This window comes from Caulobacter sp. GW821-FHT10E02 (assembly GCF_059415225.1).
This window is the reverse complement of the sequence record NZ_JBWKMV010000001.1, coordinates 1,954,265-1,968,345: the sequence shown is the minus strand read 5'-3', so window position 1 is coordinate 1,968,345 and position 14,081 is coordinate 1,954,265. Positions and strand designations below refer to the sequence as shown.

The 14,081-nt window shown below is 67.4% G+C and carries 12 protein-coding genes; 4 read left to right on the top strand and 8 right to left on the bottom strand.

The genetic code is table 11. From position 1 onward, the window contains the following. Positions 1 to 5: 5 nt before the first annotated feature. Both AC07NI_RS08700 and AC07NI_RS08695 read right to left on the bottom strand, forming a co-directional pair. Positions 6 to 2,357, bottom strand: coding sequence for a TonB-dependent receptor (locus tag AC07NI_RS08700; RefSeq protein WP_494617807.1), 2,352 nt, complete (start codon positions 2,355 to 2,357; stop codon positions 6 to 8). 197 nt (positions 2,358 to 2,554) lie between these two features. Next, a complete protein-coding gene (locus AC07NI_RS08695) occupies positions 2,555 to 3,043 on the bottom strand; it encodes a hypothetical protein (protein WP_494617806.1) in 489 nt (162 codons plus the stop codon). A gap of 182 nt (positions 3,044 to 3,225) precedes the next feature. Here AC07NI_RS08695 and AC07NI_RS08690 point away from each other — a divergent pair, with 182 nt between their 5' ends. Both AC07NI_RS08690 and AC07NI_RS08685 read left to right on the top strand, forming a co-directional pair. Next, positions 3,226 to 3,759 (top strand): helix-turn-helix transcriptional regulator, encoded by a 534-nt coding sequence (locus AC07NI_RS08690; RefSeq protein ID WP_494617805.1) that lies wholly within the window; start codon positions 3,226 to 3,228, stop codon positions 3,757 to 3,759. A 116-nt stretch (positions 3,760 to 3,875) separates the two neighbouring features. Next, entirely contained in the window at positions 3,876 to 4,832 is a 957-nt protein-coding gene (locus tag AC07NI_RS08685; RefSeq protein ID WP_494617804.1) for a proline iminopeptidase-family hydrolase, read from the top strand. Positions 4,833 to 4,852: 20 nt separating this feature from the next. Here the strand turns inward: AC07NI_RS08685 and AC07NI_RS08680 are convergent, their stop codons facing one another. Next, entirely contained in the window at positions 4,853 to 5,497 is a 645-nt protein-coding gene (locus AC07NI_RS08680) for a response regulator transcription factor (protein ID WP_494617803.1), read from the bottom strand. Then, complete coding sequence (locus AC07NI_RS08675; RefSeq protein WP_494617802.1) at positions 5,481 to 6,632, bottom strand: sensor histidine kinase; 1,152 nt, start codon at positions 6,630 to 6,632, stop codon at positions 5,481 to 5,483. The genes AC07NI_RS08680 and AC07NI_RS08675 overlap by 17 nt, the downstream gene beginning before the upstream one ends. 305 nt (positions 6,633 to 6,937) lie before the next feature. Between AC07NI_RS08675 and AC07NI_RS08670 the strand changes: the two genes are divergently transcribed. Then, positions 6,938 to 7,516 carry a winged helix-turn-helix domain-containing protein gene (locus AC07NI_RS08670; protein WP_494617801.1) on the top strand — a complete coding sequence of 193 codons (579 nt, stop codon included), beginning with the start codon at positions 6,938 to 6,940 and terminating at the stop codon, positions 7,514 to 7,516. Between the two features lie 33 nt (positions 7,517 to 7,549). Here the strand turns inward: AC07NI_RS08670 and AC07NI_RS08665 are convergent, their stop codons facing one another. Both AC07NI_RS08665 and AC07NI_RS08660 read right to left on the bottom strand, forming a co-directional pair. Next, complete coding sequence (locus AC07NI_RS08665; RefSeq protein WP_494617800.1) at positions 7,550 to 8,524, bottom strand: alpha/beta fold hydrolase; 975 nt, start codon at positions 8,522 to 8,524, stop codon at positions 7,550 to 7,552. 78 nt (positions 8,525 to 8,602) lie between these two features. After that, positions 8,603 to 9,361 carry an alpha/beta hydrolase gene (locus tag AC07NI_RS08660; RefSeq protein WP_494617799.1) on the bottom strand — a complete coding sequence of 253 codons (759 nt, stop codon included), beginning with the start codon at positions 9,359 to 9,361 and terminating at the stop codon, positions 8,603 to 8,605. A gap of 302 nt (positions 9,362 to 9,663) precedes the next feature. Between AC07NI_RS08660 and AC07NI_RS08655 the strand changes: the two genes are divergently transcribed. Further along, entirely contained in the window at positions 9,664 to 10,344 is a 681-nt protein-coding gene (locus tag AC07NI_RS08655) for an isochorismatase family protein (RefSeq protein WP_494617798.1), read from the top strand. Here the strand turns inward: AC07NI_RS08655 and AC07NI_RS08650 are convergent. Beyond that, positions 10,341 to 11,120: a DUF6454 family protein gene (locus tag AC07NI_RS08650; RefSeq protein WP_494617797.1), complete on the bottom strand. Its 780-nt coding sequence runs from the start codon at positions 11,118 to 11,120 to the stop codon at positions 10,341 to 10,343. The two genes, AC07NI_RS08655 and AC07NI_RS08650, sit on opposite strands and share 4 nt — an antisense overlap. A 59-nt stretch (positions 11,121 to 11,179) precedes the next feature. Then, positions 11,180 to 13,969 (bottom strand): TonB-dependent receptor, encoded by a 2,790-nt coding sequence (locus tag AC07NI_RS08645; protein WP_494617796.1) that lies wholly within the window; start codon positions 13,967 to 13,969, stop codon positions 11,180 to 11,182. Positions 13,970 to 14,081: the final 112 nt, after the last annotated feature.

Sequence of the window (14,081 nt, the reverse complement as noted above, 5' to 3'; positions counted from 1 at the left end):
GCTCCTCAGAACGGCTTGGCGGCGAGGGTGACGCCGACGGTGCGAGGCTCGCCCAGGATGGCGATGTACGGGGTGACGGCCGAGGCGGCGCCGAAGGCGGCGGCGTAGCGCTTGTCGAACAGGTTGCGGGCCCAGACCGTGACCGACAGCCGGTCGTCCTGGGTGCGGAAGCCCAGGCCCGCATTGGTCAGGCCGTAGCCGTCCTGGCGGCCGTACGACGACAGCGGATGCAGGTAGGTGCGGCTCTTCCAGGCCTCGTTAGCGTAGGCGAAGGTGGTCCAGCCGTTCGACAGCGGCTGCTCCCAGCGGGCGCTGACCTGGCCGGTCCAGTTGGGCGCGAACGGCACCTGCTTGCCCGACAGGTCGACCGCGACCGGCGCGCCGGCATAGGTCAGCTCGGGCGGCGGCGGGGCGTTGCGGTACGAGACGTAGATCGACTCGCCCCAGGCGGTGCTGAACGACAGGTTCAAGGTCGAGGTGACCTGGGCCACGCCCTCGACCTCGATCCCCTTCAGGCGGACCTTGCCGACATTGGCCAGGTACGAGCGGACCGTGGTGGCGGTCGGGTCGCTGAGCGTGGCCTGATAGCCGGTGATGGTGTTGCGGTAGATGTTGGCGTTCAGCGTCGCGCGGCCGTCCCGCCAGGCGGTCTTCAGGCCAAACTCGTAGTCGGTCGACTTCTCCGGGCCGATGATGATCGCGTCGCCCGGCTTGGCGCCCAGATTGGCCGCGCCGGACTTCTCGCCGTACGAGACGCTGCCATAGGCCAGGATGTCGTCGGTGATCTTGTAGGAGGGGTTGATCAGCCACGAGAGCGAGCCGCCCTTGTGTTCGCCGACCACGCTGAACGGCGCGCCGGTGACGGCCGCGCGGTAGACGGCGAAGGGAGCCAGGGCGCCGGTCAGTGGCGCGCCGCCCAGGGCGAAGCTGGTGTTGGACGCCTCGCGCTTCTCGTGGGTGTAGCGCGCGCCAGCGGTCAGGGCGGCCTTGTCGCTGATATGCCAGGTCCCCTGGCCGAACACGGCGGCGCTGGAGGTGTCGGACTGGCCCAGCTGGTCGGTCTCGAGCCCGTCCAGGATCACGCCGGGCAGGGCGGGCGACAGGAAGAAGGCCGAGGCCCCGCTGTAGAACAGGGTGCGGAAGTTGCTGGTGACCTTCTGCTTCAGCAGGAAGACGCCGGTCTGCCAGTCGACGGCGCCGCCGGTCGGCGAGGCCAGGCGCAGTTCCTGCGAGTACTGGTCGACATCGACGTCGTAGCCGGCGCGGAAGATCGGGAAGGGCGTGCCGTCGCTGTCGTTGTAGGGGCGGAAATAGAGGCGTCGCCAGGCGCTGATCGAGGTCAGCTGATAGTCGCCTATCTTAAAATCGGCCTGGTTGGAGACGCCGTCGGTGCGCGACACCAGCCGCTCCTGGGTGTCCACATTGGCGTCCTCGATGTCGTAGGACGGCGTGTAGCCGAAGGCCGTGGCCAGCTTGCGCGCCCAGCCGTTGCGGGGCGTGCCGTTGGCGTAGGTCAGCGGGTCGGCGATGGCCGGGTAGTAGTTGTTGTATTCCTGGGTGTCGTAGTGCTCGACGATCAGGCGGTCGGTGAAGACCGAGTTGGGCGTGAACAGCAGCTGGCCGCGCGCCGCCCAGCGGTGGTTGTCCAGATAGTCCTTGCCGTCGTGCTTGTTCTTGATCCAGCCGCCGCCGGTGTCGCCGTATAGCGTCAGGCGGGCGGCCAGCTTGTCCTCGATCAGCGGACCCGAGACATTGGCGCGCAGCTGGTAGCGGTCGCGGCTGGCGGCCGTGGCGGTGATCGTCGCTTCCGGCGTGAAGGACGGGGCCTTGGTCGTGACGATCAGAGCGCCCAGGGTGGTGTTCTTGCCCAGCAGCGTGCCCTGCGGACCGCGCGCCAGCTCGATGTGGTCGAGGTCGACGAAGTCCAGCCACGAGAAGCCCGGGTGGGTGAAGAACACGCCGTCGACGATCAGGCCGACCCCGGCTTCCGAACCGTCGCTGTTGGCGTTGCCGCCGACGCCCCGGATGGTCAGGGTCGAGACGCGGGTGTTCTGCTGCAGGGCGTTGAAGCCGGCGATCTTGGCGGCGTAGTCGGCCACCCGCTCCAGGCGCTCGGTCTTGAGGACCTGGCCGGAGACGGCCGAGACCGTGATCGGTGTGTCCTGCAGCTTCTCCTCGCGACGGCGGGCGGTGATCAGCACCTGCTCGACGGCCGCACCGTCGGCGGCGTCGGCGGCCGGTGCGGCCACCAGCGGCGCGGAGGCGGCGTCCTTGGCCGAGGCGGGCAGGGCCAGCCCCAGCGCCGCGGCGGCGGTCAGCAAGGGCAGGAGCGAGTGGCTGGAACGAATGACCGACATGAGATCCCCGACATCGGGCCGATCTGCGTGTCCGCATTCGACCTCTAAAACCTATTTCATGGATAGGCTTTGAATTGTCGGGCCGGCAAATCCGTAAAACTGGTGTGGGTAAGCGTAATTTCTAAAGTCCGACCTGAAATGGGTCGGCGAGCACGAGCATACGAGAAATCTATCCGTGCGAAGGGGCGGGTGATTGCTCAGGCGTGGTTGATGAAGTCGCCGATCATCGCCATGCGGCGCTCGTAGCGATCGACGGCGGTCGAGATCTGGTTGGCGAAGTCTTTCAGATACTCCGCTTCCCAACCGTCGCTACGCACGCGGATGCGGCCGAACTCGTCCTCGACCAGCAGGCCGTCGCGGCACAGGACGGCCATCTTGCGCCGGACCGTCTCGCGCGGCAGGCCCGTGCCTTCGGCCACCGCGCGGCGGCTGACCCAGCCCCGGACCTCGTCGGCCACGACCGGCGCGGCGCTCCAGGCGCGGGCCTGGTCGGGGTCCAGCAGGAACGGCTGCATCGACTGCTGGGTGACGTAGAGCAGGATCCAGATCGACTCCGCGTCCAGCGCCAGCGCCTTGGAATAGGTCCGCAGCAGGTCCAGCATCAGCACCGAACCGCAGAACAGCACCGGCCGCACGGAGGCGGGCAGGTCGCTGTCGGCGGGCGCTGTCGGATCGGGCGAAGCCATGCTGACAGAAAGCGCGTCAACGCCCCGCCAGCGCAATCCAGATCGACTTGGTAGGAAAATAGATTCTCTATGGACCAGCGCCGCTCGAACGCCGAACTTGACGCCGCTTTACGCCACTTAACGCCACGATCGGGCGCGTCTCTCCTAGTCTGCTGGGGAACTCATCACAGCGGAGACGGCCCATGCACCAGTCCCAGAAAATAGCGGCGGAAGGCTTCATGCTCACGCCGGCGAACGCCCCGGACCTGGCGGTGTTCATGCCCTCGGCGCGCGATTTCGACGAGCTGAGCGCGGATGTCTTCGGCCTGGGCGTTGGTCTCGGGCTGGGCCTGGGGCGGCGCGCCGAAGGTGCGCGGGAAGGGCGCTGGGAAGGCTTGCTCCCGTGGCAAACCAAGCGGGTGCGCGACTATGTCGACGCCGACCTGCACGACCATGTGTCGCTGACCGTCGCGGCCGGCCATGCAAGGCTCAGCCCCGGCTATTTCTCGCGGCGATTCCGGCGCTCGTTCGGGGTCACCTTCTCGCGGTTCGTGGCCGCCCGGCGCATCGAGCGCGCGCAGGATCTCATGCTGGCCGACGCCGGGAAGCTGAGTCACATCGCCCTGGTCTGCGGCTTCTCCGATCAGTCGCACTTCACGCGCACCTTCAGCAATCTGATGGGCTGCTCGCCTGCGCGATGGCGGCGTCAGGCATCGGCGCCCCGCGAGTTGCACTAAGGGCGCGAGCTTGGAAACCTTGAGTTTCCGCAACCTTACTCGTGACCGTCATCGGCGCGGGCTAGACCGCTGTCCCGGCTTGGGCAGCATTTCAGTAAATCTCAGGAGTATCGACCATGACCACCAGCAGCTGGACCCGCCGGGGCGCCTTGCAATCAGGCCTAGGCGCGGCGCTCGCCGCCTCGGCCAGCACGGCCTTCGCCGCCGCGCCCCAGTCCGAGGGCTACGCCACGGTCCCGGGCGGCAAGGTCTATTGGCGGAAGTTCGGTTCGGGCGGCAAGACGCCGTTGCTGACGCTGCACGGTGGGCCGGGTTCGTCGCACAACTACCTGCTGCCGCTACAGGCCCTGGCCGACGAGCGCCCGGTGATCTTCTACGACCAGCTGGGCTGCGGCAAAGCGGACGCGCCGGAGGACGACAGCGTCTACACGATCCAGCGCTCGACCGATGAACTGGACGCCGTCCGCGCCGCCCTGGGCCTGGACCGGGTCGTGCTGCTGGGCCACTCGTGGGGCGCGCTGCTGGCGGTCGAGTATCTCTGCCAGGGGCGCGGCAAGGGCGTGGAGCGCCTGATCCTGAGCGGCGCCATGGCCAGCATCCCGCAGGCGATGGCCGGGTTCGAGCGCCTGTTCGCCACCATGCCGGACGGCTGGGGCGGCAAGATCCATGCGCTGGAGAAGGCCGGCAAGACGGGTACGCCGGAATATGCCGAACTGGTCCAGAAGTTCTACGACACCTTCGTGCTGCGCGTGCCGCCCAGCCCCGAGGTGCTGGCGACCCTGGAATCGCTGGGCAAGTCGCCCGCCTACCGCGTGCTCAACGGTCCCAACGAGTTCACCATCGTCGGCAAGATCAAGGACTGGGATCGCCGCAAGGACCTCAAGGCCATCACCCAGAAGACCCTGATCACCACCGGCGAGTTCGACGAGGTCACGCTCGACTGCCACCAGACCCTGCGTGACGGGATAGCCGGTTCGCGCCTGGCGGTGATGACCGGGTGCTCGCACCTGACGATGAACGAGAAGCCCGCGCAGTATAACGCCCTGCTGCGCGGCTTCATGAACGAGGCCTGAGGTGTCGCGGCGGGTTCGGCCTAAAGGGCCGGGCCCGCTTCGGCCTTGGCGAGACGGTCGGCCATGCGCACCAGCTCCGGCAGGGACGCGGCCTCCATCTTCTTCATGACCTGGCTGCGGTGCAGCTTGACGGTCGCTTCGGTGATGGCGGCGCGGTCGGCGATCTGCTTGTTTAGCAGGCCGGTCGCCACCAGGGCGAAGACCTGCCGCTCACGCTCGGAGAGCGTCTCGTAACGCTCGCGCAGGGCCTGATCGCGCGTGGCGTCGGCGCGACGCTGCTGGTCGGCGGCCAAGGCCTTGTTGACCGCTTCCAGCAGATCCTGCTCGCGCACCGGCTTGGGCAGCACGTCGATGGCGCCGGCCTTCATCGCCCGGACCGCCATCTGCACGTCGACATGGCCGCTGATCAGCACCACCGACTGGTTCGCGCCGCTGCGGGCCAGGGCCTCCTGGAACTCCAGGCCGCTGCGGCCCGGCAGGCGAATGTCCAGGACGATGCAGCCCGCGCGGGCCAGCGATCCGGCGTCGAGGAAGTCCTGCACCGATCCGTAGAGCTCGGTCGCCAGACCCACAGACTGGAAGAGCCCGCCCAGCGCCTCGCGGATGCTTTCGTCGTCATCGACGACGGCGACGATGGCCTGGCCGTCCTTAGAGACTGGAGACATCGGCGCCGGTTCCTTCCGCCAGGGGCAGGGTGAAGCTGAAGACGCTGCCGCGCGTCCCGTTGTTGGTCGCCCAGATCCGACCGCCATGGGCCTCGATGATCGAGCGGCAGATGGACAGGCCCATGCCGATGCCCTCGGCCTTGGTGCTGAAGAAGGCCTTGAACAGCTTGTCGGGGTCGTCGGTCCCGAGGCCCGGCCCGGTGTCGGTCACGCTGACGATCGCTTCGCCGTCGCGGGCCTGGGCGCGCACGGTCAGGCGTCGCGCGCTGGCGTCGGTACCGGCCATCGCCTCGACCGCGTTCATGATCAGGTTCAGGACGACCTGCTGGAGCTGGGTGCTGTCGCCCTGGATGGTGATGGCCCCGCCCAGCTGGGCCTTGGCGACGACGCCGTGGCGCTGGAGCTCGCCTCGCAAAAGGTCGAGCACCACCGGGATGACCTGGTCCAGGGCCAGTGGGTCCAGGCGCGGCGCGGACTTACGCGCCAAGTTTCGCAGGCTGGTGATGATGTCGCCCGCCCGGTGGCCGTCCCGCACGATGCGTTCGAGGGCCTGGCGCGCCATGGGGATGTCCGGTGTGTCGCCGTTCAGCCAGCGCAGGCTGGCTCCGGCGTTGGTGACGACCGCCATCAGCGGCTGGTTGACCTCGTGGGCGATCGACACCGCCAGCTCGCCCATGGTGGTCATGCGCGTCACGTGGGCCAGCTCGTTCTGGCTTTGGCGCAGGTCCTCTTCGGCCCGCTTGCGGTTCTCGATATCGACATTGATGCCGAACCATTGGGTGAGCTTGCCGTCGCCGTCGAAGAATGGACTGACTCGCCACAGGAACCACCGGTACTGCCCGTCGGCCCGACGTATGCGCGTCTCGGACTCGCCGGGCTTGCCCGATTGCAGGATGCCGACCCAGGTCGCCATCACGTGGTCGCGATCTTCCGGGTGGAGGTAGTTCATGAAGCCGTAGCCGATGATCTCCTCGAGCGTGGCGCCCGCATAGTCGATGAAGCTCTGGCTCCAGTAGGTGATGCTGCCTTGCGCGTCGGCGCGCCAGGTCAGGCCGGGGATCGAGTCCACGATCTGCTGGAGTTGCCGCTCGCTTTCCCGCAGCGCCGCCTCGCTGTCGCGCAAGGCGTCGATCATGTGTTGCAGACGGCGCTCGTTGTCGCGGTGTTCCAGGGTCTGATCTTTCGGCTGTCTGCGTGATCTCAAGCTAGCGCGGCCCAGGCGTGGCTGCCACCTCACGAAGGTCTAGCGGCGTTCGACGATAGGCTAGTCGGACCCTGAGAAACGGAGGCGAGGAGCCGGCGCCACGAAGGGCGCGAAGTCCGGCTAGACGAAGGTCGGGTGCAGCGCGTCTTGCGGGGATCGCGGCGCGACCATGGACGAATTGAAGCTCTCCGACGGCCACCGCCATACCTCCCGAACGCAATCAGAGGAGGGTGCTCATGACCCACGCCGTCACCTACGCCTTCGGAGAGTTCGTGTTCATCCCGCGCCGCCAGCTGTTGCTGAAGAACGGCCAGGCCGTTCGCATCGGGTGTCGGGCCCTGGACCTGCTGGCCGCCTTCGTCCAGCGTCCCGGCGAAGTGCTCAGCAAGCAGGAACTGCTGGAAGAGGCCTGGCCCACCACGACGGTGGTCGAAGGCAACCTCAAGGTCCACATCGCCGCCTTGCGTCGCGCGCTCGACGACGACGCGGAGTCGGCCAGGTACATCGCCACCGTGACCGGCCGGGGCTATCGCTTCATCGCGCCCGTCCAGACCGGCGAGGCGTCGACGGCCCTGCCGCCGCTGCCGCTCGGCGAGGTGCAACCGGGGCCGCTGGAAGGGCGTCTTCAGGATCTCGTCACGCTGCTGACCCAGACCATGCGTTCGGCGGTCATCGACCTGCCCGGCGAGGCGTCGGCGGCGTCGCGCCGGGTCCTGTGCATCGAACTGACCGCGCGGGATGAGGCCTGGATCGAGGGCGTGTTCGCCCAGTCCCAACACATTCAACCTCAACGCATGATGTCCGCGACGCACTGAGCGTCGCGGACACTATAGGCTCAAGCCTGAAGCCTACTTGGCGACCTTGCGATCCAGGAAGTCGCGGATCAGCGGCGCCATCTCATTCAGGCGATCCTCCAGCGCGAAGTGGCCGCTGTCGAGGATGTGGATCTCGGCCTTGGGCAGGTCGCGCAGATACGGATGAGCGCCTTCCTCGGGGAAGATCTTGTCGTTCTTGCCCCAGACGATCAGCGTCGGAGGCTGGTTGTCCCGGAAGAACTTCTGGAAGTCCGGATAGAACGGCACGTTCGAGCCATAGTCGCCGAGCATGTCCAGCTGGACGTCGCGATTGCCCGGACGGTCCAGCAGCGCCTGGTCGTGGACCCAGTTGTCGGGGCTGATGCGGGCGACGTCGCCCATGCCGTCCGTGTACTGGAACTTGGTGATGTCCAGCGTGACCAGGCCGTTCAGGGCGTCGCGGTTCTTCTGCGAGCGGTCCTTCCAGTAGACCTTGATCGGATCCCAGAACGGCGATTGCAGGCCTTCGTTGTAGGCGTTGCCGTTCTGGACGATCAGGCCGCTGACGCGCTCGGGGTGCTTCAGGGCCAGGCGGTAGCCGATCGGGGCGCCGTAATCCATCACGTACATCGTGTAGTGCTTGGCGCCGATCTGGGTGACCAGCTTGTCGATGATGTCGGCCTGGTTGGCGAAGGTGTAGGCGAACTTGGTGTGGTCCGGCGCGTCGCTCTGGCCATAGCCCGGATAGTCGGGCGCGATGACCCGGTACTTGTCGGCCAGCAGCGGGATCAGGTTGCGGAACATGTGCGACGAGGTCGGGAAGCCGTGCAGCAGCAGCACGACAGGGCCGTCGGCCGGACCAGCCTCGCGATAGAACACCTTCACGCCATCGACTGTGGCGGTCCGGTAGTGGATGACCGGTGGCGCGAGGCGCGTGACGGCGGCCTTCGGGGCCGGGGCGGCCTGGGCGTGGGGCGCGGCCGCCAGGAAGACGGCGGCCAGGGCCACGGACGTGAGCAGTCGAGTCATGGGTATTTCCTTGGTTTTTCGGGGAGGGAGGGGGTCTCGCCACGACGGGACGCGTGGCGAGTTCGTCAGGCGGCGGGCCTACTGGCTGGCGTCGGCCGCCATCGCGATGAAGTCGGCGACGGCGCCGGGCTTGGAGAGCATGACCGCGTGGCTGCTCTGCATTTCGACCAGCTTGGCCTTGGCCCGCGTCGCCATGGCGCGCTGGGCGGTGGGCGGGATCATCAGGTCCTGCGTCGTCAGCAGGTAGTAGCTGGGCTTGGCCTTCCAGGCCGGCGCGGTGATCTTGGCGCCCACGGCGCCGAGGCCCCACGGGACCTGGGAGACGGCCATGAAACGGGTGGTCGCCGGATCGACGTCGGCGGCGAAGGCCGCCGGGAACTTGGCCGGATCGACCTGGAGGAAGCCGTCCTTGGGCGGCAGCAGGGGCGCGGACGGCTCGCCGGGGACCGGCGTGCTGGCCAGTTGCAGAACGGACTCGCCGGCGTCGGGCGCGAAGGCGGCCAGATAGACCAGGCTCTTGACCTTGGGATCGCCGCCGGCCTCGGTGATCACCGCGCCGCCGTAGGAGTGGCCGACCAGGATGACCGGGTGCCGGGCCTGGGCGATGGCTTCCCGGGTAGCGGTTGCGTCACCTTCCAGCGTGATGGTCGGGTTCTGGACGACCAGGACTTCGTAGCCCTTCTTCGAGAGCAGCTCGTAGACCGGACGCCAGCCCGACGCGTCGACGAAGGCCCCGTGCACGAGGACGATGGACACCGGCTTCTCGGCGGCGAGGGCCGCGCCGACCGACGTGGTGGCGGCGAGAGCCGCGATCATTCCAACTAGGGCGCGCTTCATGTCTGTTCTCCAAGGGATGGCCGAGCCCGGTTTGGGCGCTGACCAAAGGAATAGTCCCTCGGAGAATTTCGTGGGGTTATGTCTGGTAAAGCGCGGTCAAGGTCGCTGTCTGAATCTTTCAATCGATGAAAATCGCGAATGAACTTCAATCCAAAGCGCGAGATCATTGGACAAGACTGAATGTCGTGTTCTGGAATTTACCGGACTTTACTGGCCTGCGCGGCGCAGGCGGTGAAATGTCCATTTGCACGGAGCGCCTACCTGGGCGCCGAACGGTGCAAGGCAAATTCAAGGAATATCCGATGACGACGTCGCCGAACCCGAAATCGAGCGTCCTGCCCACCGGTGGCGGCGCGGCCCTGATCGATCCCGCCGATGCGGTGATCCTGCTGCTGGATCACCAGGCGGGCCTGTTCCAGACCGTCAAGGATATCCCGGTGGCGGACCTGCGGCGCAATGTCGAAATGGTCGCCCGGCTGGCGACGCTGCTGAACCTCCCGGTGATCACGACCGCCTCGGAGCCGAACGGCTCGAACGGTCCGCTGATGCCGGAAATCCACGAGCAGGCGCCCCACGCCGTCTATGTGCCCCGCAAGGGCGAGGTGAATGCCTGGGACAACGGCGACTTTGTCGCCCAGGTCGAGGCGACCGGCCGCAAGACCCTGATCATGGCCGGCGTCTGGACCAGCGTCTGCGTGATGTTCCCGGCTTTGGACGCGGTGGCGGCCGGCTATGAGGTCTATGCGATCATCGACGCCTCGGGCGATCCCAGCGAGATGGCCTCGCGCACCAGCCTCGCGCGCTTCGTGCAGGGCGGGGTCAAGCCGACCTCGACCAACGCGCTGCTAAGCGAACTGCATCGCACCTGGGCGCGTCCGGAGGCCGCCGAGCTGGCCAAGCTCTACGGCATGGCGGCGCCCAACTACGCCGCGGTGATGGAAAGCTTCCAGAAGGCCCAGGCCGTGGCCCGGGCCAGCGTCTAGCGGCTGGTCAGCTTAAATCGGAACATCCGGCTGGGGCCATCCTCGGGCACGAGATAGAGGTCATTGCCTTTCAAGGCCATGCCTTCCTCCGTGTATCGGATGCCCCGGTCGGTAGCGCCGGCCGCACGGCTGTCGACCAGCTTCATTGACGGCCAGGCGAACCAGTCGATGGCCCCGGCCTTGGGGCCCAGCGCGCCGGACCCGACCAGGCGACCGCGCTCGAACTTGATGTCCTGATAGCGGGTCGGGGAGGGGTTGTTGATCACCCGGACCTGCCGGCCTTGCCGGTCGAACACGTAGAGCAGCCGGCTGTCCCAGTTGCCGGCGACAAGGCCGCGCCCGGATGCCGCCACGCAGCCCAGGTGATCGGCGACCTTGATCCGTCTCCGGACGGTCAGGGTGTGCTTGTCGATCTCGACCAGGACGGCCGAGCTATTGGCCTTGTACTCCGCCATCGGGACCCAGATCTTGCCGCCGTGCATGGCCATGCCGCCGGGGTGGTAGCGGACGCCGTCGGTGATCTCTAGCCGGCGCTGGAACTTGCCGCTGCGCCGGTCGAACTGGTGGATGTAGCCCTTGTGTTCGCGCGTATCGACGGACGTGACCCAGATGTGCTGGGCGTCCAGATCCATGCCCTGGACGTGGAAGAGCTCGCCATCCAGCGGCAGGACATCGACGAGCCGGGCGCGCTCGATCGCCGTGACGGGCTGGGCGGCGGCCGCGCCGGTCAAAAGCAAGAAGGCCGCCGATGCGGCCAGGACGCGATCTCGGATCATCAGGTCTTCCAGGCAAAAAGGCGGGGCCGGTTTGAGCCGGCCCCGTAGTCGTCGGGGAACTAGAAGGTGGTCAACTGGAAACCCAGCCAGACCGTGCGGCCGTTGTTCTTGATCTGGTAGGCCGGGCCGTAGTTGGTCACGCCGTAGCGGTCGGTGATGTCCTGATCGAGCAGGTTGCGGCCCTCAACCATGACCCGCAGGTTGCGGCTGACCTGCCAGCTGGCCTGCAGGTCCAGCAGGGAGTCGTACTTGGTGCGCCGGTCGTTGGCCGGGTTGTAGCTGAGGCTCGGGACCGACGACTGTTCCTGTAGGTACAGGTTCGCCGCGAACGGACCCTTGTTGTAGGCCAGGGTGGCGTTGAAGAAGTGCCGTGGCGCGGCGTCGACCAGACGGGTGTCGCTGGGCGGCGTGCCGCCGCCGCCGTTGATCGCCGTGACCTGGTAGACCAGGTAGTCATAGGACAGGGTCAGGCCCAGATTGCCGAAGCGCTCGGGAATCCAGGGCAGCTGCGGATCGGACCACACGGCCTCCAGGCCGCGGACCTTGCCGTAGACCTTCTTGCCGTTCACCTCACGGACGTTGCTGGTGTAGGTGATCACCTCGCGGATGCCGTCGGGGCCGACCGACTGGCTGCTGCTGCTGGCCGAGATGTCGCGCAGGTCCTTGGCGAAGCCACCGAACGAGAGATAGGCGCTCTTGCCGTAATAGTACTCGGCCGAGACGTCGAAATTGGTCGAGCGGATCGGCATCAGATAGGGGTTGCTGTAGCTGATCGAGCGCGTGACCGGCACGTCGTAGCTGGTGATCAGGCGGCGCGAGGCGCTGTTGATCGCCGGCCGCTCCAGCGTCTTGGTGAAGGCGCCGCGCAGCTTCAGGTTCGAGGTTACGTCGTACGAGCCGTAGGCGCTGGGCAGCACGTGCCAGTAGTTCTGCTCGTAGTGGCCTTGGATATACTTGCCCACGGTGTCGGGCTCGTACTGATCCAGTTCGCGATGGGTGTGGGCGGCGCGGACGCCGGCCGACAGGCGGGCGCGGTCCCAGCCGTACGAGACGATGCCGTAGCCCAGGCCGATCGTCTCGCCGCCGTTGAAGTTCTGGCCGTAGCTGTCGGCGGGATCGGCCGCGTAGAGGCGATTGGCGTCCGGCGAGGGCGCGCCACGCGTGTTCACCAGGTTCAGGAAGGTGTCGAGATTCCAGTCCACGGGCTGGAAGAGGGTCACGCTCGAGGCGTTCGTGACCTCCGACAGCAGCACGCCGCTGGTCGGCAGGACGCGGGCGTAGCCGCGCTGGACGTTGCTGCGGTCCAGCGTCTTCAGCTGGGCGCCGGCCTTGAAGCCCAGGCCCTTGTCGGCCAGGTCCATGTTGTGGGCGTAGTCGATGCGGGCGAAGTAGTTCTGGTCGCGGCTCAACGTGTCGCCGACCGTGACCTTCGAGTTCAGCCGGTAGTTGGCGGGGTTGCCGGTCAGGGCGCTGGAGCCCGGCGTCAGGGTCAGCTCGTCATGGTCGGTCGTGTAGCCGACGGGCGTGGTCAGGGCGCCGGACGCCAGCACGAAGCCGCTGGTGGCGATCGAGCCGGACAGCACGCGGTTGTAGGTCACGCCCAGGCGGACCGACAGGCTGTCCTTGTCGCTGATCGCATAGTCGCCGCCCAACTGGACGATGTGGTCCATCAGCTTGGGATGGCCGGCGTTGAAGCCGTAGGTCGACGAACCGGCGTTGAACTGGCCGGCACTGGCCGTCGGGTTGCCGGCGCCGGCGGCGGCCACGGTGACCGTCGAGGTGCGCTGCTCCGTGCGGAAGTCGTGTTCCAGATAGAAGTACTCGCCGAACAGCGACAGCGCTTCGCTGGGCTTGTAGTCCAGGCGCGCCATGGCGGAGACCCGCTGGCTGGCGCTGTAGGTCTCGCCCTTGGTCAGGGCGCCGTTGGGGACCTGGATCCCATTGATCGCGCTGAAGCTGGCGACCGAGAGGGCGTCCTGGCGCGAGCCGAGGCGGTCGAGGCTGGCGCCCACGGCCAGGCCCCACTTGCCGGCCGCATCTAGGCCACCCTTCCACGAACCGGCCAGACGCACCGGTCGGCGGGTGTCCATGACGCCGTCGTCGCGGTTGTTGGCGCCGACATAGGCGCGGAAGTCGGCGACGTGCTGGCCGTCATTGTCCAGACCGCTGATCGTGGTCAGGGCCACGTGGGCGGAGTTGGCGTTCTCGTCCAGGTCCGGGGTCACCGTCGAGGTGACGGTGACGTTCTTGATGAAGTTGGCCGACAGGAGCTCGGTCGAGGTGGCGCGCGAGCCGTTGACGTAGTCGGTCAGCAGCACCCCGTCGATCGACTGCGAGGCGGCGGCGTTGTTTAGGCCGCGGATCTGGACGTAGCGGTTCTCGCCGCTCTGGGTCTCGTTGCGACGCACGCCCGGCAGGCGCGCCAGCACGTCGGAGACGTCGAGGTTGGGCAGGCGCTGGATTTCCAGCTGGGTGATGGTGTTGACCACCGTGTCGCTGTTGCGCTTCAGGTCGCCGGCGCGCGGGCCGCTGGTGACGATGATCTCCTCCAGGGCCGTGGCCGCGTCGCTGGCGAGCCGAGCGTCGTCCCTGGCGGGACCAGCCTGCAGCATGATCATCTTGCCGTCATCGCCGACGATGCTGAGGCTGGAGCCGGCGATCAGCTGGGTCAGGGCCGCGCGCGGCTCCATCGTGCCCCGAACGGCGGGCGAGCGACGGCCCGCGGCGGCTTCACCGGGGAAGAAGATCTGCACGCCGGCCTGGCGCGCGAACTGGTTCAGCGCCTCGCCCATCGGCTGGGCCTTGATGTCGAAGGCGCGTTCGGCGGCGACGCTGACGGCGGGCGCCATCACGATCGCGGACGTGACAAAGAGCGCCGCGAAAAGCGGCGTGCGTGCGTGAGCACCACGGTTCATGGCTTTGAAATCCTCTGGCCAGGCGCTCGTCGCGCCCCCTCATCTC